Source organism: Lentzea sp. NPDC037011 (assembly GCF_055607425.1).
The window spans coordinates 329,295-353,053 of sequence record NZ_JBVJRT010000003.1 but is presented as its reverse complement, the minus strand read 5'-3'; the positions used below and the strand labels follow the sequence as shown (position 1 = coordinate 353,053).

The 23,759-nt window shown below is 72.8% G+C and carries 20 protein-coding genes; 4 read left to right on the top strand and 16 right to left on the bottom strand.

What is annotated here, in order from left to right; genetic code table 11:
- Positions 1-43 precede the first annotated feature (43 nt).
- Positions 44-889: a cellulose binding domain-containing protein gene (locus ACZ7CH_RS10190; RefSeq protein ID WP_470373632.1), complete on the top strand. Its 846-nt coding sequence runs from the start codon at positions 44-46 to the stop codon at positions 887-889.
- Here ACZ7CH_RS10190 and ACZ7CH_RS10185 read toward each other — a convergent pair whose 3' ends face one another.
- Together ACZ7CH_RS10185 and ACZ7CH_RS10180 are read right to left on the bottom strand one after the other, a co-directional pair.
- Entirely contained in the window at positions 890-3,109 is a 2,220-nt protein-coding gene (locus ACZ7CH_RS10185) for a glycosyl hydrolase family 95 catalytic domain-containing protein (RefSeq protein WP_470373631.1), read from the bottom strand. It abuts the gene before it with no gap.
- A gap of 72 nt (positions 3,110-3,181) precedes the next feature.
- Positions 3,182-4,585: an RICIN domain-containing protein gene (locus ACZ7CH_RS10180; protein WP_470373630.1), complete on the bottom strand. Its 1,404-nt coding sequence runs from the start codon at positions 4,583-4,585 to the stop codon at positions 3,182-3,184.
- Between the two features lie 343 nt (positions 4,586-4,928).
- Here ACZ7CH_RS10180 and ACZ7CH_RS10175 point away from each other — a divergent pair, with 343 nt between their 5' ends.
- Together ACZ7CH_RS10175 and ACZ7CH_RS10170 are read left to right on the top strand one after the other, a co-directional pair.
- Complete coding sequence (locus ACZ7CH_RS10175) at positions 4,929-5,303, top strand: hypothetical protein (protein ID WP_360389536.1); 375 nt, start codon at positions 4,929-4,931, stop codon at positions 5,301-5,303.
- 5 nt (positions 5,304-5,308) lie between these two features.
- Positions 5,309-5,785 carry a roadblock/LC7 domain-containing protein gene (locus ACZ7CH_RS10170; protein WP_360389862.1) on the top strand — a complete coding sequence of 159 codons (477 nt, stop codon included), beginning with the start codon at positions 5,309-5,311 and terminating at the stop codon, positions 5,783-5,785.
- A 95-nt stretch (positions 5,786-5,880) separates the two neighbouring features.
- Here ACZ7CH_RS10170 and ACZ7CH_RS10165 read toward each other — a convergent pair whose 3' ends face one another.
- From ACZ7CH_RS10165 to ACZ7CH_RS10120, 10 genes are all read right to left on the bottom strand, one after another.
- Positions 5,881-6,198: a helix-turn-helix domain-containing protein gene (locus ACZ7CH_RS10165; protein ID WP_360389539.1), complete on the bottom strand. Its 318-nt coding sequence runs from the start codon at positions 6,196-6,198 to the stop codon at positions 5,881-5,883.
- Positions 6,195-7,583 (bottom strand): nucleotide pyrophosphatase/phosphodiesterase family protein, encoded by a 1,389-nt coding sequence (locus tag ACZ7CH_RS10160; RefSeq protein ID WP_470373629.1) that lies wholly within the window; start codon positions 7,581-7,583, stop codon positions 6,195-6,197. Before ACZ7CH_RS10160 ends, ACZ7CH_RS10165 begins: the two co-directional genes overlap by 4 nt.
- Positions 7,580-8,662, bottom strand: coding sequence for a metabolite traffic protein EboE (eboE, locus tag ACZ7CH_RS10155; RefSeq protein WP_470373628.1), 1,083 nt, complete (start codon positions 8,660-8,662; stop codon positions 7,580-7,582). The genes ACZ7CH_RS10160 and eboE overlap by 4 nt, the downstream gene beginning before the upstream one ends.
- The gene (locus ACZ7CH_RS10150) at positions 8,659-9,513 is read right to left on the bottom strand and encodes a TatD family hydrolase (RefSeq protein WP_458431755.1); all 855 of its coding nucleotides are present in this window, start codon (positions 9,511-9,513) and stop codon (positions 8,659-8,661) included. Before ACZ7CH_RS10150 ends, eboE begins: the two co-directional genes overlap by 4 nt.
- Positions 9,513-10,841: an EboA domain-containing protein gene (locus tag ACZ7CH_RS10145; protein WP_470373627.1), complete on the bottom strand. Its 1,329-nt coding sequence runs from the start codon at positions 10,839-10,841 to the stop codon at positions 9,513-9,515. The genes ACZ7CH_RS10150 and ACZ7CH_RS10145 overlap by 1 nt, the downstream gene beginning before the upstream one ends.
- On the bottom strand, positions 10,838-11,617 hold the full coding sequence (locus ACZ7CH_RS10140) for an SCO3242 family prenyltransferase (RefSeq protein WP_458431753.1): 780 nt from the start codon (positions 11,615-11,617) through the stop codon (positions 10,838-10,840). The genes ACZ7CH_RS10145 and ACZ7CH_RS10140 overlap by 4 nt, the downstream gene beginning before the upstream one ends.
- Positions 11,618-11,624: 7 nt before the next feature.
- Positions 11,625-12,818 (bottom strand): substrate-binding domain-containing protein, encoded by a 1,194-nt coding sequence (locus tag ACZ7CH_RS10135; protein WP_470373626.1) that lies wholly within the window; start codon positions 12,816-12,818, stop codon positions 11,625-11,627.
- 70 nt (positions 12,819-12,888) lie between these two features.
- Positions 12,889-13,875 carry an ABC transporter permease gene (locus ACZ7CH_RS10130; protein ID WP_470373625.1) on the bottom strand — a complete coding sequence of 329 codons (987 nt, stop codon included), beginning with the start codon at positions 13,873-13,875 and terminating at the stop codon, positions 12,889-12,891.
- On the bottom strand, positions 13,872-14,864 hold the full coding sequence (locus tag ACZ7CH_RS10125; protein WP_470370612.1) for an ABC transporter permease: 993 nt from the start codon (positions 14,862-14,864) through the stop codon (positions 13,872-13,874). Before ACZ7CH_RS10125 ends, ACZ7CH_RS10130 begins: the two co-directional genes overlap by 4 nt.
- Positions 14,865-14,869: 5 nt before the next feature.
- The gene (locus tag ACZ7CH_RS10120; protein WP_360389562.1) at positions 14,870-16,354 is read right to left on the bottom strand and encodes a sugar ABC transporter ATP-binding protein; all 1,485 of its coding nucleotides are present in this window, start codon (positions 16,352-16,354) and stop codon (positions 14,870-14,872) included.
- A gap of 156 nt (positions 16,355-16,510) precedes the next feature.
- Between ACZ7CH_RS10120 and ACZ7CH_RS10115 the strand changes: the two genes are divergently transcribed.
- Entirely contained in the window at positions 16,511-17,686 is a 1,176-nt protein-coding gene (locus ACZ7CH_RS10115; protein WP_470373624.1) for an ROK family transcriptional regulator, read from the top strand.
- A gap of 18 nt (positions 17,687-17,704) precedes the next feature.
- Here the strand turns inward: ACZ7CH_RS10115 and ACZ7CH_RS10110 are convergent, their stop codons facing one another.
- From ACZ7CH_RS10110 to ACZ7CH_RS10095, 4 genes are all read right to left on the bottom strand, one after another.
- The gene (locus ACZ7CH_RS10110; protein WP_470373623.1) at positions 17,705-18,685 is read right to left on the bottom strand and encodes a polyprenyl synthetase family protein; all 981 of its coding nucleotides are present in this window, start codon (positions 18,683-18,685) and stop codon (positions 17,705-17,707) included.
- Positions 18,682-19,326 (bottom strand): hypothetical protein, encoded by a 645-nt coding sequence (locus ACZ7CH_RS10105; protein WP_470373622.1) that lies wholly within the window; start codon positions 19,324-19,326, stop codon positions 18,682-18,684. Before ACZ7CH_RS10105 ends, ACZ7CH_RS10110 begins: the two co-directional genes overlap by 4 nt.
- A gap of 56 nt (positions 19,327-19,382) precedes the next feature.
- The gene (locus ACZ7CH_RS10100) at positions 19,383-22,820 is read right to left on the bottom strand and encodes a ThuA domain-containing protein (RefSeq protein ID WP_470373621.1); all 3,438 of its coding nucleotides are present in this window, start codon (positions 22,818-22,820) and stop codon (positions 19,383-19,385) included.
- An 88-nt stretch (positions 22,821-22,908) separates the two neighbouring features.
- The gene (locus ACZ7CH_RS10095) at positions 22,909-23,757 is read right to left on the bottom strand and encodes a sugar phosphate isomerase/epimerase family protein (RefSeq protein WP_360389577.1); all 849 of its coding nucleotides are present in this window, start codon (positions 23,755-23,757) and stop codon (positions 22,909-22,911) included.
- Positions 23,758-23,759: the final 2 nt, after the last annotated feature.

Here is a 23,759-nt window from a genome sequence, read left to right as displayed (position 1 = left end):
ACTGGGCGCCGTCAGGACAAGACCCGTCGCATCGCTGTTGGTCGTGGCCGTCCTGGTCGCCGGCGCGGCGAGCGCCTGCGGCGACGACGAGCCGCCGGCACCACCGGCCCAGCCGGTGCAGGCCGAGGTCCCCACCATCGAGCCGCCGCGCAAGGAGGCGCTGACCACGACCGTGCAACGGGTCCCGGACGTGCGGACCGTGCAGCTCTCCGACGGCGAGCAGGTCGAGGTCGAGGGCCTGGCCGAGCCCGACGCGTGCTGGTCGGACGCCGCCACGGCGTTCGCGCGGACGGTGCTGCTGGAGAAGCCGGTCGAGTCGACGTCGACCGGGTCGCTGCGGCTGGCCGACGGCACGGACTACGCGGTGCTGGCCGTCGAGCTCGGCATGGTGCGCAGCGAGGCGGGCGACGACCGCGTGCTGCGCGAGGCCGAGGCGTCCGCGTCGGCGAAGGGCCTCGGCCGGTGGGGGCCGCCGTGCGTCCGGCCGAGCACCCCGGTCCCGCCGCCGGCCCCAAACCCGGTCGTCCCGACGCCGGCCACGACCACGCCGGCCGCGCCGCAGCCGGTGACCGGCTGCTCGGTCGAGTACCGCGTCACGAACTCGTGGCCCGGCGGGTTCCGCACCGACGTCACCATCCGCAACACCGGCACGACCGACGTCACCGGCTGGACGTTGCGGTGGAAGTTCGCCAACGGCCAGACGGTGACGGAGATGTGGAACGCGACGCACCGGCAGACGGGCGCCGACGTGTCCGCGACCGCCGTGTCCTACAACCAGGCGATCCCGCGCGGCAGGACGGTGCCGGCCGGGTTCACCGCCAGCGGTGGCAGCACCAACACCGCGCCGCGTGCGTTCAGCCTCAACGGGTTCGCCTGCACGGTGGTGTGATCAGGTCACGTCCAGGTGGAAGAGGCGGTCGCGGTACCGCACCGCGACCGTCCGCGCCTCACCACCGCGCACGACCACGCCGGTCAGCTCCCCGTCGTCCCAGCCGATGTCGACGGTGAGCCCGCCGCGGGCCCGCAGCCCGCGCACCGAGCCGCGCCGCCAGGCCGGTGGCAGTGCGGGCAGCACGCGCAGCTCGCCGGTGTGGCTCTGCAGCAGCATCTCGGCGATCGCGGCCGTGATGCCGAGGTTGCCGTCGATCTGGAACGGCGGGTGGGCGCAGAACAGGTTGCGGTAGACACCACCGCCGTGCGCGCCCTCCGCGGTGACGTCGGTGAGGAAGAGCGCCAGCAGCTCCCCGGCGCGGTCACCGTCGCCGAGCCGGGCCCACAGCGCCGTCTTCCAGGCGAGCGACCACCCCGTGCCCGCGTCACCGCGTTCCAGCAACGCCTCTCGTGCCGCCGCCGCGAGCTCCGGTGTGCGGTGCGGGTCGATCCGGTTGCCGGGGTACAGGCCGACGAGGTGCGACACGTGCCGGTGACCCGGTTCGGCGTCCGGCAGCTCGGTGGCCCACTCCAGCAGCTGCCCGCGGCTGCCGATCGGCGGGGAAGGCAGCCGTGGCAGGAGCTCCCTCGACCGTCGCACGATCTCGTCCTCGACTCCGAGCACCTCGGCGGCCTCGACGAGACGGGCGAGGAGCTCACCGGTGAGCGTGAGGTCCATTGTGGACCCGACACCCACCGCGACCGGACGGCCGGCGCTGTCGAGGTAGTGGTTCTCCGGCGACGTCGACGGCGCGGTGGTGAGCCCGCCGTCGTGCTCGACGAGCCAGCCGGCGCAGAACTCGGCGGCCCCGCGCACCACCGGCCACGCCCGCTCGCGCAACCACCCCTTGTCCCCGCCGAACTCGTAGTGCTCCCACAGGTGCAGCGCGAGCCACGCCCCGGCCAACGGCCAGTTCGCCCACGCCGGGTCCCCCGCGCCCGCACCGACCGGCGTGGCGGGGCACCACGGATCGCTGTTGTGGTGCGCCGTCCAGCCGGGCAGGCCGTACAGCTCACGTGCGACCTGTTCGCCCCGGACGGCAAGCCGTTCGACGAACTCCAGCAACGGCTCGTGGCACTCGGGCAGACCGGTGACCTCGGCGGGCCAGTAGTTCATCTGCAGGTTGATGTTGAGCGTGTAGTTGCCGCGCCACGGCGGGTCGACGTGCGGGTTCCAGACGCCCTGGAGGTTGGCGGGCAGCGTGCCCGGCCGTGAGCTCGTGATCAGCAGGTACCGGCCGAACCGGAACAGCAGCGCGGCCAGCGCGGGGTCGGGCGCCGCGATCCGTTCGTCGGTGGGCAGGTCCGGCGCAGGCCCGAGGTCGAGGTCGGCCCGGTCGAACAGCTCCCGGTGTGCGGCAACGGCTTCCTCGCGCAACCGGGACCAGCCGAGCGCACGGGCCCGCCGCACGCGGTCGGTGGTGAGCCGGGCGCACACGGCGGGGTCGCGTTCGGGGTCGGTGGCGGGGCCGCGGTGGCCGGCTTCGGTGGCCACGTAGACGGTGACGGTGTGCGGGGCGTCGCGGTCGGTCCGGTCGGTGTGGTCAGCGTGGTCGGTCCGGTCGACGAGGACTGCGGCGGCGTAGGCCATGCCCACCGCACCGGCGAGCCCCACCACGTCCCCGTCCGCGAACTCCTCCGCGGCCAGCGCGCTGTCGAGCCGCACCCCGACCTCGACCGGCCGGTCCACCCGCACCCGCCACGCCAGCACGTGCAACCCGGGGTGGCACACCGCCTCCCGCACCACCCCGGCGCCACCGGCCCGGCAGCGCACCGAGTAGACCCCGGTCGCGAGGTCCAGCCGCCGCTCGTACCCCTCCGCCGCCGCGTCCTCCACGGCAGCGTCCCCGACCCGCAGCTCCAACCGCAGGTCCGCGAGCGGCAGGTACCGGGCCGTGTCCGGGCCCTGCACCGCCTTGAGCAGTTCCTCCGCCCCGACGGCATCCCCCGCCAGCGCGAGCCGCCGGGCCCGTTCCACCACCGCCGGATCACCCGCCACCGCGGCGACCGGCCCACCGGTCCACAACCGGTCGTCGTTCAGCTGGAACAGCTCCGTGCGCACACCGCCGAACGCCATAGCGCCCAGCCGGCCCGTGCCCAGCGGCAGGGCTTCCTCCCACACCGCTGCCGGCGAGCGAAACCACAGCGCCGAATCCGAAATCGAAGCGCTTCGATACACGTGGGAAAGGTGACCACGCCACCTTCCCCAGCGTCAAGGAATCGGCCCGAGGCGAATTCCGCGGTGACCGGCTCAGCCCGCCGGGAGGATCCGCCACTGCTGGTTCGTGCTGTTGCTGTCGGCCCACTGGCCGAGGTTCGCCGCCGTCGCCGTGCGTCCCATGCCGTCGAGGTAGAGCCCCGTGGCGCGGTTGCGGATGCGGACGTCGTTGCCCCTGGCCTTGCCGGTCACCACGGCCCACTGCTGGCTCGTGGCGGTGCTGCTCGCGCGCTGGCCGGTGTCGGAACCGTTGCCGGTGCGGCCGGCGCCGTCGAGGTACAGGCCGGTCACGGTGTTGCGGAAGCGCACGAACGAACCGGTGTTCTCGACCACCCAGCGCTGGCTGGCGCTGGTGCCGCCGGTGCCCTGACCGGCCGCGGCGTCGGTGCTGCGGCCGAGGCCGTCGACGTACCAGCCGGTCGCGACGTTGCGGATCTCGACGGTGGTGGAGCCGTTGTTGCCGAGGCCCCAGGAGTGCCGCAGCTGCTGGAGGCCGGACGGGTTCGTCAGCGTCAGCGCGGTGTTCTGGCCGGTGCCGCTGCGGGTGGTCATGCTGTACCAGTCGCCGTCGCGCAGACCGGGCCAGTAGACGCTGCCCATGCCGAGGCTGCGCAGCTTCGCGGCGACACCGCGGACGTAGTCGGCCATGTAGGAACCGCTGGGGACGCTGTAGTCAACCGCGTCGAAGTACACGCCGTTCTTGGTGCCGGGGCCCATCGCGCCGCCCCACTCGGTGGCGATGGTGCGGCTCGCGTAGGCGCCGATGTAGCTGCCGATGTGGTCGGCCCACTCGGTCTCGCTCTCGAAGCCGGCGAAGAACGAGTAGTCGTGCACGGCGAGCAGGGTGCCGTTGAGCCGGCTGTCGCCGCCGACCGCGGGGACGTTCTGGGCGAGGCCGGCGCCGTCGAGGACGACCCGGCCGCGCGGGACGGACGAGTACCTGTTCAGCCAGTCGTTGTACATGTTGTTGAGGTCGCCCGTGCTGTACCCGTGCGGTTCGTTGATGACCTCGAAGTAGGCGTTGGGGTGCGAGCCGTACTTGGCGACCACCCGGTCCCACATCTGCTGGAACGCCGCCTGGTTCTGCGGCCGGCCACCGGTGTGCGCCCAGTACGCGAGGATCACGTTGCCCTTGGTGAGCGCCGTGTCGATCGCACCGGTGTAGGTGCCCCAGTAGGTCGACACCGTCGGCTCGTTCACCGGCAACCGCACGGTGTTCGCGCCGGTGACGGCGTAGAGCCCGCCGACGACGCGGTCGGCGACGGTGGCGGCCGAGGAGTAGGTGTCCGAGGCGCTGAGCCCCGAGGGGTAGAGCACGCCGTTCACGAAGTTGTCGCGCTGGTCGGCCCAGTTGACGCCCCGGAACCCGGCGGTGGACGCCTGCGCGGCGGTCGTGCCCGCGGTCAGCAGCCCGGCCACGAGGAGGACGGAGGTCAACAGGCGTAATGTGGTAAGCGCTTTCCAAGGTCTCATCGGCCCATGAGAGCAGCGGTTTCGGACGAGCGTCAAGACGGCGGCCGGGGGATGACAGAACACCGCCACACCCCGTTCGGCAGCTAAAGTCCACACAGGACGTTTAGCACCGCTCCCGCAGAACGTTTGGGATCAGACGACGATCTGGGCCGTCCTGGGCGCGGTCCTCATAGGAGCACGGACCGTCCACACGTTGCTCCAAACGGCCATGGCCGGGCGACTCGCTGCGACGTAAGGTGATCCACCACGCGGCCCACGGGAGATGTCGCCGCGTGTGACCGTTCGCGCACGAGGGGAAATCGCCGGGATGAACATCGATACCGCGCTGAAAGAAGCCATGACCATCACCGGCGCGGTGGGGGCCGCGCTCGTCGACTACGACAGCGGGATGTCGCTGGGGTCGATCGGCGGTGGCGACTGGCTCGACCTGGAGGTGGCGGCGGCCGGGAACACCGAGGTCGTGCGGTCCAAGCAGCGGGTCATCTCGGCGCTCAAGCTGAACGACGAGATCGAGGACATCCTGATCACCCTGCAGCGCCAGTACCACCTGATCCGGCTGCTCTCCCCGGGCAAGCGGGGCTCGTCGATGCTCTTCCTGTACCTCGTGCTGGACCGGGAGCGGGCCAACCTGGCCCTCGCCAGGCACAGCCTGAGGGCCATCGAAGCCGACCTGACGGTGTGAACGAGATGTTCATCCACCCGTCGTCGTCCCCGGAAGCCCTGCCGACGCGCCGGCGCGGGGCGACGACACCGAGCCACGGCCCGGTCACCACTCCCCTGCCGGGCACCGACGCGAAGGTCATGACCGAGGCGCTGGCGGAGGTCCACGGGTCGATCGACTCGATCGCGATCAACGGCGTGCTGGTCGCCACCAGGGACGGCCTGGTGCTGTGCGCCGTCACCCGCGGCGTCCAGGACGACGGCGTGGCGGCGATGGCCGCGGCGGCGGCGGGTCTCGCGAACCAGTTCACCGCGCAGGCCGGTGTCGGCAGCCCGCGGGCGGTGTTCTTCGAGGGCGACTCCGGTCAGGCCGGGGTGTTCGGTGTCGACGCCGACACGTTGCTGGTCGTGCTCGGCACGCGTGACACGACGATGGGCATGTTCAACGTGGTGGCGAAGCAGGCGCTGTCGTTGTTGCAGGAGGCGGTGGCCAACCGCCGCTGACCCCCTCGCTCCGCACCTCTCCGGCATCTGCGTGGCGAGCAGGAGGGAGGCCCGCCTGCCGCTGCCGCGTCCCACAGCGGCCGGCGGGCCCGTTCTCACTCGCCCACGGCCTGCCGAGGCGGGGACACCACGAGCCACTCCAGCTCCGCGGCGAGCACGCCGAGCTGGAACCGGGACTGCACGCCGAGCAACGACTGCAGCCGCGCGATCCGCCGGTGCAGGGTGCGCAGGCTGACGTCGAGCTCGCGGGCGATCGCCCGGTCGGTGGCGCCGGTGCCCATGAGCCGCAGCAGGCGGCGGGTGGCGGCCGTGGGTTCCTTGCCGACGGCCACGGTGTGGTCCTGGCGCACCGCGGGGACCGCCGTCAGGTGGCTTTCCCGCCGGGTGGGGCGTGACGTGAGCGGTCTGGTCATCGGCTGAACTCCTCTGCGGGCATGCCCTGCAGCGCTAGCAACAGGTTCCGTACTTCGGTCGCGGCGACGCGCCCGGTGCGCTCGACCGACGGCGGCACCGCCGGGTCCGAGCAGAGCAGCACCGGGCCGTCGGCCGCGCGGTCGGGCGATCTGCCGTGCGTGCCGCGCACGCACGACGGGTCCAGCGGCACGACGTTCATCGCGTACCGCAGGCCGAGCTTCTTGCGGGCCAGGTTGAGCCCCGCCCTGGCCTTCGCGAGCGGGTCGGCCGGGTCGAAGAAGAGTTCCGCCGGGTCGTAGCCGGGCTTGCGGTGGATGTCCACGCCACGGGCGAAGTCCGGCGCACGGTTGTCGTCGGTCCAGTAGTAGTAGGTGAACCACGCGTCCGGCTCGGCGACCGCGACCAGCTCACCGGACCGTTCGTGGTCCAGTCCGACGGCCGCCTGCCCCTCGCGGTCGTACAGCACGTCGACGCCGGGCAGCTCGGCGAGCACGGCCCTGGTGCGCGGCACGTCGGCCGGGTCGGCGACGTACACGTGCGCGACCTGGTGGTCGGCCACCGCGAACGCCCGGGACGTCCACGGGTCCAGGTACTCCATCCCGGCCTGCGTGTGGACCTCCAGCAGACCGGCGGCGCGCAGTGCGCGGTTGACGTTCACCGGCCGGCGCGCGTCCGTGATGCCGTACTCCGACAACGCGACCACGGTGGCGTCCGCGACATCGGCCAGCAACGGCGCCAGCGCGCGGTCCACGTCCGCCGCCGCCTTCACCGCCTGCGGGGACGACGGGCCGAACCGCTGGAGGTCGTAGTCCAGGTGCGGCACGTAGACCAGCAGCAGGTCGGGCCGCTGCTCGGTGAACACCTTCCTGGCAGCGCCGATGATCCACTCGCTGGACGCCAGCGCCGCCGTGGGACCCCAGTACTGGAACAGCGGGAACTCCCCCAGTGCACCCACCAGCTCGTCGTGCAGGCCGGGTGGGCGGACGTAGCAGTCCGGCGACTTGCGGCCGTCCGCGTGGTAGATCGGCCGGGGCGTGACGGTGATGTCGGTGGACGCGCCCATCGCGTACCACCAGCAGATGTTGGCGGCGGTGTAACCGGGGTGGGCGCGGCGGGCGGTCTCCCACAGCTTCTCGCCGCCGACGAGCCGGTTGTGCTGGCGCCACAGGTGGACCTCGCCGAGGTCGCGGAAGTACCAGCCGTTGCCGACGATCCCGTGCCGTGCCGGGGTGAGGCCGGTGAGCAGCGTGGCCTGCGCGCTGCACGTCACGGCCGGCAGCACCGTGCCCAGCTCCGCCTGCCAGCCCAGCCGCGCCAGGTTCGGCATGTGGGCCAGCAGCGCCGGGGTCATGCCGACGACGTTCAGCACCACCAGTGGTTTCACGCCGCCACCCCCGCCGCCAGGTGCTGGTGCGCCCACCGCAGCTCCGCCGCGATGCCGTCGGCCAGGTCGCCCGCCCCCGGCAGCACCGTCCAGGTGTAGGTCTCGACCTCGACGTGGGTACCGGGGTCCACCGCGGCGACCGCGGCCACGAGCACGTCGGTGGTGGACGTGAGCGGTGCGGGTGGCACGGCGTGCAGCGGCACGTGGAAGTGCACCCGCCACGGGTGCTCGGCGGGCAGGGTGTGGAACGCCTCCGGCAGGTCGTCCGCGGCCAGCACGCCGCCCGGCGCGTTCTCCCGGACCTGGTGCAGGTACCGGGGTTCGCCGTAGGCCGCGACCGCCAGCCTGCCCTCCTCGGTGCCGGGTTCCGCGACTTCGAGCGCCGCCGACGCCTGCACCTTGACGATCGACAGCCCCGCCCGCCGGATCGACTCGACCGCCGCCACCGGGTCGGCGAACGACACCGCGAGGTGGCAGGTGTCCAGGCACAGCCCGACGAGCTCGGGGTCGGCCCGGCCGGCGAGCCAGCCGACCGCGTCGGCGACGGTGTCGAGCACGCAGCCCGGTTCCGGTTCGACGGCGAGCTTGACCGGCCGGCCGGGCAGTTCGCGCAGGAACCGGGTGAGCTCGGCGAGCGCGGCCGTCGCGGCGCCGTCGTCCATCAACGTCCACGGCTCCCGCCACGCCAGCGGCAGGGTGGAGATGCTGCCGTACGCGGCGGAGTCGGGCAGCAGGTCGGCCAGTACGGTCGCGCAGTCCTTCGTGTACTCGAGCCGCCGCGGGTCGGTCCACGTCGGGAAGTACACCTTGTGCTTGACGACCTCCTCGTGGAAGTCGCCGTACGGGAACGCGTTCAGCGTCGACACCGTCAGGCCGCGCGCCGCCAGCTCCGCCCCGAACGCCCGCCGCGCGGACACGTCCTCGGCGAGGCCGTGGGCGACCGGTGCGGGCAGCCACAGCCCCAGCGGGAGCGTGTCCGTGCCCAGCGCCTCCCGCACGCGCACGGCGTGCCGGTCGAGCTGGGCGAGGACGCCGGGCAGGTCGGGTGCCGGGTGGACGTTGGTGCAGTAGGCGATCACCGCTCACCCCGCAGCACCGAGCTGCCGGTGGCCGCGTCGACCGCACCCGCCGTCACCGGGTCGAGCGCGAGCCGGCCGCTCTGGCCGTAGAACTCGACCGGGTTGTGCCACAACACCTTCTCGACGTCGTCGGCGGAGAACCCGGCGTCCAGCATGGCCTGCCCGGTCTTGTACGTCTTCAACGGGTCGGAGCGGCCCCAGTCGGCGGCGGAGTTGACCAGCATCCGGTCCGTGCCGTGCTCGGTGAGCAGCGCGACCGTCCGCTTCTCGTCCATCTTGGTGTCCGGGTAGACGGAGAACCCCATCCAGCAGCCCGCGTCCGCGACCATCCGCACGGTGGTCTCGTTGAGGTGGTCGACCAGCACCCGTTCCGGTGCCAGCCCGGACTCGCGGACGACGTCGAGCGTGCGCCGGGTACCGGCCTGCTTGTCGCGGTGCGGGGTGTGCACGAGGACCGGGAGGTCGTGCCGCTGCGCCAGTTCCAGCTGGCGGGCGAACGCGTCGTCCTCCTCGGGCGTCATCGAGTCGTAGCCGACCTCGCCGACCGCGACCACGCCGTCCTTGGCGAGGTAGCGCGGCAGCACGTCGAGCACCTCGGCGCAGCGCGGGTCGTTGGCCTCCTTGGGGTTCAGCGCGAGCGCGCAGTGGTGGGCGATGCCGAACTGGGCGGCGCGGAAGCGTTCCCACCCGAGCAGGGCGTCGAAGTAGTCGACGAACGACCCGACGCTCGTGCGCGGCTGCCCGAGCCAGAACGCGGGCTCGACGAGCGCCTCCACCCCGGCGTCGCGCATGGCCTCGTAGTCGTCGGTCGTGCGGGACGTCATGTGGATGTGCGGGTCGAAGATGCGCATCACGAAGCCTTTCCGAGCAGGGCGAGGGCGTCGGCGGGCACGGGACGGCCGGCGGCACGGCGTTCCTCCGCGAACGCGGCCACCATGCGCAGCAGCTCCGGGTCCGAGTGCCGGTCCAGGCCGTCGACCGCGGTCAGCGGGATGCCCATGAACAGGCACTTGAGCACGCCGTGGCGCCACGCGTGCCGGCTCAGGTGCCGGGTGGCGAACGGGCCGAGCGCCGCCGCCACGAGGCCGGTCTCGTTGCTGCGCAACGCGTCCTCGACCAGCGCGACACCGGCGGCGGGAGCCCGGTCGCCCAGCTCGGCGAGGCCGCGCAGGACGCCGCGCCGTTCCGCGGAGGTGCCGTACCGGTAGAGCCGGGTGAGGCCGTCGACCGGGTCGCCGGTCGCGTCGGCGAACGCGGTGAGCAGCCGGACCCTGGCGGCGTCCTCACCCGTTCCGACCGCTCTGCCCACGGCCGGGAACAGGGTGTCGATCGCGTTCGGGTCGGTCCGCACCGCCCGTTCGGCGTCGGCCAGCCACCGGGCCGCGCGCAACGCCCGCAGCGCCCGTGCCGCCACGTCCGGTGCCGCGTGGCTGTGCCGGGGCAGCTCGACCGCGGCGACACCGGTGTACCCGATGTCGGTCAGCGCGGCGAGGGTGGCGGGCAGGTCCAGGTGCCCGTCACCGAACTCCAGGTGCTCGTGCACGCCCGGCAGCATGTCGTCGAGCTGCACGTTGACCAGCAGCTCACCGGCCTGCCGGATGCACGCGGCCGCGTCCTGCGGCTCGACGGCGACGCAGTGCCCGACGTCGAGGGTGATCCGCAGCTGTTCGGGGTCGCCGAGCTCGGTGCGCAGCCGCAGCGCCTGCTCCAGCCACTGCACGACCATGCCCGGTTCCGGTTCGAGTCCGATGGGGACGGACGGGCCGTTCTCCAGCACGGCGGCCACCCCCGAGCGCAGGTGGTCCCAGTCGTCCGGCGAGCCGATGCCCGACCAGAACGACACGCAGTCCGCGCCGAGGTCGACCGCGATCCGCTTGGCGCGCACCAGGAAGTCGACCCGGCGGTCCTGGTCGGAGCTGACCAGGGTCGGGTGGTGCTTGCGACGCGGGTCGAGCAGGTACCGCGCGCCGGTCTCCACCACGGCCCGCAGGCCCAGCTCGTGCAGGCGGGCGGCGAGCCGGTCGGTCTGCCGGGCGACGTCGTCGGCGAACGGGTCGAGGTGGTGGTGGTCGAGGGTCAGCGCCACGGCGGTGTAGCCGAGGTCGGCGATCACGGCGAGCGCGTCGCCGAGGCGGTGGTTGCTGAAACCGTTGGTGCCGTAGCCCAGGTGGAACGTCATGTCGGGCTCACCTTCCTGCTCAGCGCCTGCGCCAGCGGCAGCACGACCGGCAGTGCGGCACCGTGCTCGGCGAGCGCGGACTGCAGCAGCACCATGCCGTGGATGCCTTCCTTCGTGGCGGTGCGGACGTTCCGCGCGCTCGGGTCCTGGACCACGTTCCACTGCGCGCGCCCGACCGTGACCGCGTAGCCCAGCGCCCCCGCGATCCCGGAGATGCGCCGGGACGACACGGCCGCGGCGACGGCGGTGAGGACCGTGCCCGCCAGCACCGCCTTCGCCGTGGCGGGCGACGTGCCGTGCACCTCACCGCGCGACAACGCCGTGACGCCCAGGGTGTGCGCGGCCATCAGGCCCGCAGGCAGCACGGCCCGGCCGCCCAGCAGGACGTCCAGCGCACGGCACGCGGCCATCGCGAACGGCCCGGCGGGCGTGGCCTTCAACGCGGTGTCATAGGCCCACACGGCGGCGGCGAGCGGCAGTGCGTTGCGCCCGGCGGCCGCGGCGAGCCCGACGCCGAGCGCGGTCAGGCCCGCCGCCGTCGCCAGTGCCGCGTCCGGTGCGACCCGGCCGGACGGGATCGGGCGCTCCGGCCGTTCGGCCGCGTCCAGGTCCCGGTCGGCCCAGTCGTTGAGCGCCATGCCCGCCCAGTACAGCGACACCGATGCCAGCGGCAGCAGCAGTCCCCTGCCGCGCAACGGTTTCCGCGCGCCGACCAGGGTGTCCCCCAGCACGGTGAGCGCCGCCGGTGCGCGCACCAGCTCCACGTACGCCTTCATCACCGGGTCACTTCCACGGCGCGGGGTAGCCGGGCATCTGCTCGCAGCCGCACATCGCGTAGTGCAGCGGCGGCATGTCCTGCTTGATGAAGTCCTTCAGCGTGTCCTGGGTGACCTTGGGCTGCGGCAGCACCCACTCGCGCGGCACCTGCTTGCCGCCGAGCACGCGCAGCGCTGCGATCACCGGCGTGCGCCACTGGTAGGTCGGGTAGGTGGGGGCGACCGCGGTCATCTTCTCGTCGGCCCAGATGCGCAGGAAGTCCTGCTGGTCCTCGCCCACGAACGGCGGGATGGCCACCCCGGCGTCCTGGAACGCCTCGACCGCGGCCACTGCGGTGGCACCGGCGTCCATCCAGACGCCGTCGATCTTGCCCTCGCGCTGGATGTACTCGTTGACGATGCTCTTGGTCTTGGCGGCGTCGCCGTCTGTGAACTCGACGCCCACGACCTTCACCTGGCTGCCCGCGAACACCTCGTCGGCCGCGGCCCAGCGCTGCTCCAGCACGTCGACCCCGGGCAGGATGCGCAGGGCGAGGACCTTGCCTCCGGGCGCCACCTTCTCCTTGAGGAACTCGGCGCCGTCGGCACCGAAGGCGAACCCGCCGATCGGGTGGATGAACGTGACCGGGCAGCTCGTCTTCACGCCGCGGTCGAACACGATCACCGGGACGCCGGTCGCGCACGCGGCCTCGACCGCCGGGGTGAGCGTGGCGGTGGTGTTGGGCGAGACGACCAGCGCGCTGCACCCCTGGGAGGCGAGCGACTGGATGTCGCTGATCTGCTTGTCGTCCTTGGCCTCGGCGTCCAGGACGGTGAACTTGGTGATCTCCGGGTGCAGCTTCACCTCCTGCTGCATGGTCTTGAACCCGACCTGCCGCCACGGGTTGTCCACCGAGGCGTTGGAGAAGCAGAGGTGGTAGCCGCCACCGGGCTTGGCGTACTTGGCCGTGTCGGTCAGCTCCGGATCGAGCGCCTGCTCCCAGGGCCCCGCCGTGCCGTCCTGGCCGTCGAGCCCGGTCGCCTTCGCGGTGCGGAACCGCAGCTGGCGCGCGAGCTCCGCCTGGTCGTAGAACTCCGACTTCGCGGTGGCCTTCGCCGGTCCGGAGGTGCCGCCGGTGCCCGAGGTGGCGGGCAGGTCGCTGGAGCACCCGGCCACCACCAGCGCGCCGGCCAGGGCCACGACGGACCAATTCCTGTGCATGTGCTTGCTCCTCGGCTTCTTCGGCGGGGGCTCAGGCGGTGTGGTCAGGAGAGGTGGTGCGGCGGTGCGGTCACGTGCTGTCCACAGTGGTCTTGCGGTGCGGCAGCAGGCGGCGCAGCGCGGTGCCGCGGGCGGCGTAGGCCACGGCGGCGATGATGATCACGCCCTGCACGGCGGACTCCAGCGCACCGGAGACGCCGAGCAGGTTCAGCAGGGAGAAGAGCGCTTCGAGCGTCACGGCACCGGCGGCGGCGGCGACCACCGAACCCCGGCCGCCGCCGAGCAGGACCCCGCCGAGCACCACCGCGGTGATGGCGCGGAACTCCAGGCCCTGGCCGACCTGGGCGGAGACCCCGGCGAACCCGGCGAGCAGGATCGCGGCGACCGTGGCGAGCAGCGCCGACAGCACGAACGCGAGCAGCCGCAACCGGTCCACCCGGCCACCGGCGAGGTGGACCGCCTTCTCGTTGTCGCCCACCGCGACCAGCAGGCGTCCGGTCGGGCCGCGCATGAACCACACCGCCGCGCCGACCACGACCAGCAGGACCACCACCGACCACGGCACCTGCCCGAGCAGCGGCACGTCGGCACCGCCCCGGCCGGCCATCCGGAACGACGGCGACAGCGCACCGCGCGGTGCGCCACCGGTCCACAGGAACACCGCGCCGTCGAGGACCAGCAGCATCCCCAGCGTCACGATGAACGACGGCACCAGCAGCTTCGTCGTGACCAGCCCGTTGACCAGGCCGACCAGCAGCCCGAAGCCGAGCAGCAGCGCGACGACCCACGCGGTGTTGGCGTCGTCGCCGTCCACCAGCCGGGCCGCGATCACCACCTCGGCGGTCACCAGCGAGCCGACCGAGAGGTCGAACCCGCCGGACACGACCACGAAGTACTGCCCCACCGCGAGCACCACGAGCGGCGCCGCCCGCTTGAGCAGCGCGAGGTAGCCGCTGGGTTCGGAGTAGGCGGGACCGGCGAACGCCAGTGCCACCAGCAGGACCACGAGCACGACCAGCACGGGTGCCGTTCCGTCGGCGAGCCGCAGCCGGGTCACGACGACCTCCCCGTGTGCCGGCGGCGCGCGTACAGCGCCACAGCCACGACGAGCACGACACCGCGGACGACGTCCTTGAAGAACGAGTTCACGCCGAGGTCGTCGAAGATCGTGTCCAGGGTGGCCAGGATCAGCACCCCGCCGATGGTCCCGGCCACTCCGCCGCGACCACCCGCCAGCGCTGTACCGCCCAGCACGACCGCCGCGATGGACTCCAGGTCGTACCCGGCGTCGGTGCCGACGTACGGTGCGCCGGACCCCAGCCGCGAGGCCAGGAACACCCCGGCGAGCCCCGCCATGACGGCGCACACGACGTGCGCGGTGACGATCGTCCGCCCGGTGCGCACGCCGGACAGCCGCGCCACGTCGACGTCACCGCCGACGGCGTACATGTGGTAGCCGGTTCGGGTGCGGCGCAGGTACCACCACGCCGCCGCGGCGAGCGCCAGCATCAGCAGCGCGGACACCGGCACCGGGCCGATGCGGTCGTAGCCGAGGTGCTGGAACGCGCGCGGCACGCTGCCGGCCGGTCCGGTGTAGCTGTGCTCCAGGTAGCCGCGCAGGACGAGCGCGACGCCCAGCGTGGCGATGAACGCGTTGGCCTTCAGCACGGTGATCACCAGGCCGTTGACCAGCCCCACGACCGCGGCGACGGCCAGCGCCGCCAGCACGCCCGGCACGACCATGGCGGTGCTGCCCGCCATGGTCTCGGCGGCGATCAGCGAGCAGAGCCCGGCGAGGTAGGCCACGGACAGGTCGAGCGAGCCGGTGACGATCACCAGCGTCTGCCCGATCGCGACGAGGCCGAGCACCGTGCTGCGGGTCAGGATGTTGAGGACGCCGCCGTGGTCGAGGAGCACGCCGCCGTCGAGCGCCACCAGCACGCTGCCGACGACGAGCAACGCCGCCAGTGCCAGGTAGACGACCACGACCGGGGTGAACGCGACCGCGCGGTGCCGCGCGGGCAGCCGGCCGGCCGCCACGCCCACGGCGCTCACGCGGGTTCTCCGACCAGGTGTCCGGTGGCCAGGCCCATCACGGTCTCCTCGTCGGCACCGGCGGGCAGCTCGCCCGCGAGGGTGCCCTCGCGCAGCACGAGGACCCGGTCGCTCAGCCCGATCAGCTCCGGCAGCTCGGAGGAGACCAGCAGGATCGCGAGGCCGTCGGCCGCCAGGTCGCGCAGCAGCCGGTACAGCGCCTGCTTGGCGCCGACGTCGACACCGCGGGTCGGTTCGTCCACGAGCAGCACGCGCGGCCGCACGGCGAGCCACCTGGCCAGCACCACCTTCTGCTGGTTGCCGCCGGAGAGGTAGCGCACCTCCTGGTGCGGGCCGCGTGCGACGACGGCGACCGAGGCCAGCAGCTCCCGCAGGTCGGTCTCGCGGCGGGCGCGCGCACCGCGCGAGGTCGCCCGGCGGACGAGCAGGGTGTTGTCGCGCACCGACTGCCGCAACGCGAGCCCTTCGCCCTTGCGGTCCTCGGTGACGTACCCGATGCCCTTGCGCACCGCCGTGCGCGGACCGGTGACGCGGGCCGGGGTCCCGTCGAGCTCCAGCGTCCCGGTGGTGAACGGCTCGACGCCCCAGATCGCCCGCAGGAGCGCGGACCGGCCGGAGCCCTGCAGCCCTGCGACGCCGACGACCTCGCCCGACCGCACCTCGAACGTCAGGTCCCGCACCCGGTCGTTCCCCGCGCCGCGCAGCGCCAGCCGCACCTCGCCGGGCGCGGTGGCGCGCTCGGGGTAGAGCGTGTCGAGTGGACGGCCGACCATGTGCCGCACGACCTGTTCGGTGGTCAGCTCGGCGGTGGGCGCGGAGGTGACGAACGCGCCGTCCTTGAGCACCGTGATGCGGGTGCTGAGGTCGAACACCTCGCGCATCCGGTGCGACACGTAGAGGATCGCGATCCCGCGGTCGCGCAGCCTGCGCACCAGCCGGTACAGCAGCTCGACCTCGCCGTCGGCGAGCGCGGCGGTCGGCTCGTCCATCGCGAGGACGGTCGCGTCGGCCGACAGCGCCTTGACGATCTCCACGACCTGCTTGCGCGCCACGGAGAGCCGCGCCACCTCGGTGCCGGGGTCGATCCCGTCCTCGCCGAGCGAGCCGAGCAGCCGCCGGGTCTCCGCCTCCATCGCCCGCCGGTCGACCTGGCCGCGGCGCACGGGCTCGCGGCCCAGGAAGACGTTCTCGGCCACCGTGCGGTGCTCCAGCAGCGTGAGCTCCTGGTGGATGATCGCGATGCCCGCCGCCTGCGCGTCCCGCGGCGCGGCGAACGAGACCTCCTCGCCGCGCACGACGACCCGGCCCGTGTCCGGCCGGTGCACGCCCGCCAGCACCTTGAGCAGGGTGGACTTGCCCGCGCCGTTCTCGCCCACCAGCGCGTGGACCTCGCCGCCCCGCAGTGCGAGGTCGACGCCGCGCAGCACCGGCACGCCCAGGAAGGCCTTGCCGATCCCCTCCAACCGGACGACGTCCGTCACGCCGCCACCCCCGGTGTTACGCGGGTCACAGTCATGAGGCGAACGTAGAGTGGACTATTGGCGACTGTCAATCAAAAGTTGGCGCTTCTCTGCCAAAGGACACATGTCTTCGGGATGAATATCGCCATTACTCGGTCTATTTGGTTCACTGATCCGGTGCCGGACGTACCTTGGGCCCCCGCAGCATCGCCTGGACAGCTGCTGCGGCTGCTGCTCGACGGAGTGCCACGCACCCGCGCCGAGCTGGCCACCCAGACGGGCCTGACCCGCGCTGCGGTCCGGACCCGGCTCGACGCCCTGCAGGGAGCGGGATTCCTCACCGACCGCGTGATCACGGTGGCGACCGGCGGCCGTCCGGCCGGGCGGTTCGCGTTCAACGCGGGCGCGCGCACGGTGCTGGCCGCCGACGTCGGTGCCAGCCACGCCACGATCGCCGTCACCGACCTCGTGGGCGGGCTGCTGGCCTCCCGGCGCCTCGCCCTGGACGTCGCGACCGGCCCGGAGCGCGTCCTGGCGGCGCTGGCCGGGACGTGGCGGGAGATGGTGCGCGACGCGGGGCTGTCCGCGGTGTCGCTGGCCGGTGTCGGCATCGGCCTGCCCGGCCCGGTCGAGCACTCGTCCGGCCGCCCGAACCACCCGCCGATCATGCCGGCCTGGAACGGCTTCGACGTGCCGGGCCACCTGCGCGCCGAGTTCAGCGTGCCGGTGCTGGTGGACAACGAGGTCAACCTGATGGCGCTGGGCGAGCACGCGCACTCGTTCCCCGGCACCGACCACATGATCGTCGTGAAGGTCGCGACCGGCATCGGCTCCGGCTTCATCAGCAACGGCGTCCTGCACCGCGGCGCGGCCGGCGCGGCGGGGGACCTCGGCCACATCCGGGTGCCCGACGGCGACGGCGCCGACTGCGGCTGCGGCAACTCCGGCTGCCTGGAGGCCGTCGCGAGCGGCTCCGCGGTCGCGGCCCGGCTGCGCTCCAGGGGCGTCGAGGCGCACACGAGCGCCGACGTGGTCGCACTGGTCCGCGCGGGCAACGTCGAGGCGGGCCAGGCGATCCGGCAGGCCGGCCGCACCATCGGCGAGGTGCTCGCCGCGTGCGTCAGCATGGTCAACCCCTCGCTCATCGTGGTCGGCGGTGACCTCGCCGCGGCCGGTGAGATGCTGCTGGCCGGGGTGCGGGAGGCGGTCTACCGGCGCTCGCTGCCGCTGGCCACGGAGAACCTGCGGATCGTGCCGTCACGGGCCGGCGAGGTGGCCGGTGTGCTCGGTGCGGCGGCCATGGTCATCCACCACGTCCTGTCCCCCGCCGTCGTGGACCAGCAGCTGGGCTGACGCTTGCGGCGGGTGGCCTCACCGGTCCCTGGCCACGACGAGCCCCGCCAACGCGCGCAGCTCCGCCGCGCCGGCGGAGGTCGGGCAGGCCTGCCGCAGGCAGTCGAACGCGAGCCGCACCCGCCGGTCCGCCTCGGCCTCGGTCCAGGCCCGGCCACCGGCCTCCACGACGAGGTGGGCGAGCTCCTCGGGACCACTCGGCCGCACGGCGTTCCCGTAGCACCGCGCCAACCGCCGGGCCGCCGGGGTGTCCGTGGTCAGCGCCGCCACAACGGGCAGAGACCGGCGGCGTGCGCGGAGGTCGGCGTGGGCCGGCTTGCCGGTCCTGGCGGGGTCGCCCCAGATGCCGAGCAGGTCGTCGACGGCCTGGAACGCGACACCCAGGTGCACGCCGAACCCGCGGTAGTGCTCGGCCGTGGTCTCGTCGGCACCGGCCGCCACCGCACCGAGCCGGCAGGCGGCACCGAGCAACGCACCCGTCTTGCGTTCCGCCGTGACGAGGCACTCCGCCGGCGACACCGGCTCCGCCGCCACGTCCGCCGACTGCCCCTCGCACAGCTCGACCAGCACGTCGGCCAGCACCGGGGCCAGCGCGGGCGGCACCTGGCGCACCGCGAGCCCGATCAACGCGTCACCGGCGAGGATCGCGGCCGTGGTCCCGAACGCCATCCACGCCGACGGCCGGTGCCGCCGGGTCTCGTCGCCGTCCATCACGTCGTCGTGCAGCAGCGAGAAGTCGTGCAGCAGCTCGACCGCCGTGGCCACCGCGACCACCCCGGACGAGACCTCACCGCCGGCCGCACGAGCGCTCGCCAGCGCCAGCGCCGGACGCAGCGCCTTCCCCGTGGCCCGCGCGGGTCGGCCGTCCGCGTCCCACCACCCGATGTGGTAGCCGGCGACCCGTCGCAACGCGGGTCCCAGCCCGTCGACCGCCGCCCGCCGCACCGGCTCGACCGCCGCCCGTGCCTCGTCCAGCAGCCGCACCGGGTCAGCCGTCACCGCCCCTCCGGCGCACCGTCGACCGTGAGCCCGCCGGTGTCCCCGTCGCCGGACAGCTGCACGTGCACGTGCCCGCGCCCGGCCTCGATGTTGAGGACGTCGAGCTGCACCGCCGCCACCGACCACGTGCGGACCGCCAGCATCCGCTGCTCCTGCGCCAGTGCCAGCAGCGCGGCCCGGTCCGCCTCGGCCCCGCCGAACGCCAGCTCGCAGGTCTTCACCGCTGCCGCCAGCTGCTGCACCGCCGTGCGCATGCCGGTGCGCGCGATGTTGATCCCGTTGCCCGCCGACGGCGACTGCTCGTACGTCCCGGCCACCTCCGCCACGACGTCCCGCCAGCCGCTCACCGCCTCCGCGGTGGGGGCCTCGGCCATCGCCGCGAGCACCGGGGCCAGCCGGTCGCGGGTCTGCCGGGCCTGGTCGGACAACGGGCCGAGCTGGGCGGCGTCGCGGTCGGCCTCCTCGCGTTCGAGCTCCGCGATCCGCTGCTCGGTCGCGTCCGGGCCGGTCCACGACCCCACCAGGAACGCCACCGCCAGGCCGAGCAGGAACGCGGTCACGAGCCCCGCCCAGAACGGCCGTGCGGCGGGAACGGGCCGCGCGGCCGGTTTGACCGCACGGCTCCGCACGGTTTTGACCATCGAGTCCTCCTCCGGGAACAAGGGCGGCCGGCGGCGAGCCGCCGGCCGCCCTCCCGCTAGCGGAAGGTCCACCTCTGGTTGGTCCCGCCGTGACAGGTCCAGATGATCAGCTGGGTCCCGTCCGCCGAGCCGGCCCCGTTGGCGTCCAGGCACTTCGAGCCGTTGCGGATCGTGCCGTCGGACTGCGCGGTCCAGTTCTGGCCCGACCCGCCGTTGCACGACCACAGCCGCACAGCGGTGCCGTCGGTCTGGCTGTTGCCGGTGACCTCCAGGCACTTGTCCAGCGCGCGCAACGTGGTGCCGTTCTGCGTCCACTTCTGGTTGGCGCCGCCGTTGCACGTCCACAGCTGCACCTTGGCACCGTCGGTCGAGCTGGCGCCGTTCACGTCGACGCACTTGCCGGAGGCGCCGACGATCTCCTTGGCGCCACCGCCACCGCCGCCCGTCCCGACACCCGGCCCGACGTAGGTGATCGAGTCGAGGTCGAAGCTGGTCGACGAGGACGTGCGGAACACCGCGAACAGCTCAACGGAACCGGACGGCGCGGTCACGTTCACCGCGGGCAGGTTCACGTAGTTGTCCCAGCCGCCGGTGCTCGACACCGCCGCCGACGCGACCAGGGCGCCCGTCGGGGAACCCGACCGCAGCTCGATGGTCCCGCCACCGCCGGAGGGCGCGGACACCCGGAACGACACCTGGTTGATGCCGGTGAAGTTGACCGGGTTGAACGAGATCCAGTCGCCGTTGCCGATGTCACCGATCCGCGCACCGGACTCGGCACCGGACTGCGACACCACCCGCACGCCGGATGAGCCGGTGAAGAACTCGGCCTGCTTCTGCTTGGGCTGCAACACGACCTGGGCGCCGCCGGTCAGCGCCGGCACCCCGCTCGCGCCGCCGTCGGTGTACTCGGCGGACCCGATGACGTGCACGTTGAGGCCCTGGTGCCCGGAGTCGATGCCCGTCTGCAGCGTTCCCGTGCAGCCGGTCGCCGGTGAGCCGATCGGGTGCTTGTGCGTGTCGTGGCCCATGTTCGACTGCACGGTCACCCTGGAGCAGTCGATCGTGCCGTCCTCCGCGTCGGTCACCGACACGGTGTACGGGACGGTGTCACCGAAGTTGACCATGCCGCCGTCGGCTGGGCCGGTGAAGCGCACGACCGGTTCGGTGTTGCCCGCCGTCACGGTCACGTTCGCGGTGCCCGTCTTGCCCTTCGCGTTGGTCACGGTGAGCTGGGCGGTGAACCGGCCGCGGCCGGTGTAGGTGTGCGTCGGGTTCGCCTCGGTGGAGGTGCTGCCGTCGCCGAACACCCAGCGGTAGGTCAGCGCGGAACCACCGGGGTCGGCCGATCCGGCGCTGGAGAAGCGCACCGTCAGCGGCGAGCCGCCCGACAGCGGGGTGCCGGAGGCCTGGGCGACCGGGCTCTGTTCACCGGAGGCGGTGTAGTCGATGCGCCACAGACCCGCGCCCGGCAGCGGTTTGTTGTCGTCCCAGCCGGTGCCCCAGGTCAGCAGGTACATCGACCCGTCCGGCCCGAACTTCGCGTCCATCGGCGAGGCGAAGGACATGTTCGACAGGAAGTTGTTGATTTTCAACAGGTTTCCGGACGAGTCGAGCCGGAACTCCCACATCCGGTTGCGCGACCACTCGCCGAAGAACGGCGTCTGGTCGAAGTAGGCCGGGAACTTCGTGGTGGACGGGTTGTTCGCGTTGTACTGGTAGGCGGGGAACGCCATCGGCGCCTCGCCGCCGGTACCCATCTCCGGCCACACGTTGCCGTTGGCCCCGTTGCCGTACCACATGTCCGCGGCACGGGCGGCGGGCAGCGTGGTGAGACCGGTGTTGTTGGGCGAGTTGTTCACCGGTGCGGCGCAGTTGAACTTCGCGCCGGAGGTGTTGTTGGCGAAGTTCCAGTCGTTGTAGGCGATGTTGTTCGCCACGCAGTACGGCCAGCCGTAGTTGCCAGGCGACTTGATGACGTTCCACTCCACCAGGCCTGCCGGTCCGCGGTTGGGGTTGTCCGAGCCCGCGTCCGGGCCGTAGTCGGCCGCGTAGACCACGCCCGTGGTGGGGTGCACGCTGAAGCGGAACGCGTTGCGGAAGCCCATCGCGTAGATCTCGGGCCGGGTCTTGGCCGTGCCGGGCGCGAACATGTTGCCCGCCGGGACGGTGTAGGTGCCGTCGGCCTCCGGGTGGATGCGCAGGATCTTGCCGCGCAGGTCGTTGGTGTTGGCCGCGGTGCCCTGCGCGTCGTAGAGCGAACGGCCGGAGCGCTCGTCGATCGGCGCGTAGCCGGCCGAGTCGCCGTTGGGGTTCGTGTCGTCGCCGACGCTGATGTAGAGGTTGCCGTTCGGCCCGAACGCGAGCTGGCCGCCGGTGTGGCCCGGTTCCTCCCGCCGCGACGCGGGCAGGGTGAGCAGGACCTTCTCGGTCGAGGTGTCGAGCCGGTCGCCGTTCATCGTGAACCGGGAGATGCGCGCGATCTCCTGCGACCCGGTCGGCGAGTAGTTCAGGTACACCCACCGGTTCGTGGCGAACGCCGGGTCGAGCGCGAGGCCGACGAGACCGTCCTCCGAGGTCTGCCCGCCGCCGTAGACGCTGAGCGTGCCCGCGACGACCGTGGTCCTGGTGTCCGGCTTGTAGATCTTGAGGTTGCCGTTGTACTCGGTGAAGAACACCCGGCCGTCCGGTGCGACGTCGAGGGTGCTCGGCGCGATCGTGGAGCTGTCGAGCTGCACCTTCTGGAAGCTGCTCCACACCGTGGCCCCGCAGTCGGCCGAGACGACGCCGCCCGCGGACTCCACGCCGCCGGTGATGTGCTGGCGGAACAGGGGTTCGGAGTAGCTCGACGCCTGGTGGCCCATGCCGGTGGCCCACAGCCGGCCGCCCTCGTAGTTGCGGCACCAGGAGATCGGGTGGTCGACGCCCATCTTCGACGAGCCCGCGTCGTAGGTCGACTCGTCGGCGGTGACCAGGACGTGCACGTCACCGCGCGCGGAGCGGTTGAAGTTGTACCACTCCTCGGTGCGCGTCCAGCGGTCCGGCAGACCCGCGCCGGACGGGTGCTTGCGGTCGGCGACCTTCGCGGTGCCGGACACGACCGCCGAGTGCTGCGTCATCGTCATGCCGAGCATCTGGTCCCACCACGGGAACTGCGCCTCGATGTTCATGTCGGTGGCGTTGTGGATCGCGACCACACCACCGCCCCTGCGCATGTAGTTCTGCATCGCGGTGCGCTGTGCCGCGGTGTCCCACACCATGCCCGAGGTCTGCAGCATGACGACGACGTTGAACGTGGCGAGCGTGGTGTCGTTGAAGACCGACGCGTCCTCGCTCTTGGTGAGCTCCCAGCCGCGTTCGGCGGCCAGCTGCTCGAACATCGTGATGCCCGCGGGGATGGAGTCGTGCCGGTAGGCGCCCGAGGCGGTCTTGGAGAACAGCAGGACGTGCAGGCCGTGCGCCTGGGCGGGGGTGACCGGAACGACGAGCCCCATCACCACCAGGACACCGGCCAGCACTGACAGTAATCGCGTGAGTCTGCGTTGCATTGCCACTCCTCCGTGGTGGTGAGGCGGTCGGCGGTCAGGTCAGAGCGGCGGCGGCGGAACGCAGGAAGGCGAGCCCCTCGGCGGCGAGGGCGTCGGGCGAGTCGGCGAGCGGCCGCCAGATCGAGGCGGCGGTCGCGATGGCGGCGTTGTCCGGGGTGAACGACTCGATGCACAGCGGTCCCCGGTAGCCGGCCCCGGAGAGGGCGCCCAGCAGGGCCGGCCAGTCCTGGTGGTCGCGGCCCGGTGTGCCGCGGTCGTTGGCGCACACCTGGACGTGCGCGATCCGCGACCCGGCGGCGTGGACCGCCTTCACCGGTGCCGCTTCCTCGATGTTGAGGTGGTAGGTGTCGAGCGCCAGTCCGCAGCCCTCGTCCGGGAGCCCGGCCAGTGCCTCCAGCGCCTGGTCCACGGTGTTGAGCAGGCTGGTCTCGTAGCGGTTCAGCGGTTCCACGGCGACGCGGACGCCACGTGCGGCGGCGTGCTCGACGACCGGGGCCAGGTTCGCGCGCAGCTCCGCGTACACCCGCGGCCGGTCGTCGATCCGCCAGGTGCGGCCGACGGAGCTGTAGGCGGGACCGGCGATGACCGGGCTGCCCACGACCGCCGCGACGTCGACCACGTGCCGCAGGTAGTCCTGCGTCTCCCGCACGGTGTCCGCGGCGACCAGCTCGCGGCCCGGTGGCATGACCAGGCAGACGGTGGCGCGCAGGCCGAGCGCGGCGAGCAGGTCGGCCGCGCGGTGCGGGTCCCAGTCACCCGGCTGCTCGACCGGCAGCTCGATGACGTCGAAGCCCTGCTCGCGGACCTTCGGTGCGAGGGCGGCCAACCCGTCGTCGGTGAGCGGCGACGTCCAAACCCATGTGCTGACGCCAATGTCCCACATGA

Bases quoted from the DNA above. Each gene is read 5' to 3' on its own strand.
- ACZ7CH_RS10175 (WP_360389536.1), top strand. From the start codon at position 4,929: ATGAACATCGATACCGCGCTGAAAGAAGCCATGACCATCACCGGCGCG.
- ACZ7CH_RS10140 (WP_458431753.1), bottom strand. From the start codon at position 11,617: ATGAAGGCGTACGTGGAGCTGGTGCGCGCACCGGCGGCGCTCACCGTG.
- ACZ7CH_RS10145 (WP_470373627.1), bottom strand. From the start codon at position 10,841: ATGACGTTCCACCTGGGCTACGGCACCAACGGTTTCAGCAACCACCGC.
- ACZ7CH_RS10100 (WP_470373621.1), bottom strand. From the start codon at position 22,820: ATGGGGCTCGTCGTTCCGGTCACCCCCGCCCAGGCGCACGGCCTGCAC.
- ACZ7CH_RS10170 (WP_360389862.1), top strand. From the start codon at position 5,309: ATGTTCATCCACCCGTCGTCGTCCCCGGAAGCCCTGCCGACGCGCCGG.
- ACZ7CH_RS10135 (WP_470373626.1), bottom strand. From the start codon at position 12,818: ATGCACAGGAATTGGTCCGTCGTGGCCCTGGCCGGCGCGCTGGTGGTG.
- ACZ7CH_RS10105 (WP_470373622.1), bottom strand. From the start codon at position 19,326: ATGGTCAAAACCGTGCGGAGCCGTGCGGTCAAACCGGCCGCGCGGCCC.
- ACZ7CH_RS10165 (WP_360389539.1), bottom strand. From the start codon at position 6,198: ATGACCAGACCGCTCACGTCACGCCCCACCCGGCGGGAAAGCCACCTG.
- ACZ7CH_RS10095 (WP_360389577.1), bottom strand. From the start codon at position 23,757: ATGTGGGACATTGGCGTCAGCACATGGGTTTGGACGTCGCCGCTCACC.
- ACZ7CH_RS10150 (WP_458431755.1), bottom strand. From the start codon at position 9,513: ATGCGCATCTTCGACCCGCACATCCACATGACGTCCCGCACGACCGAC.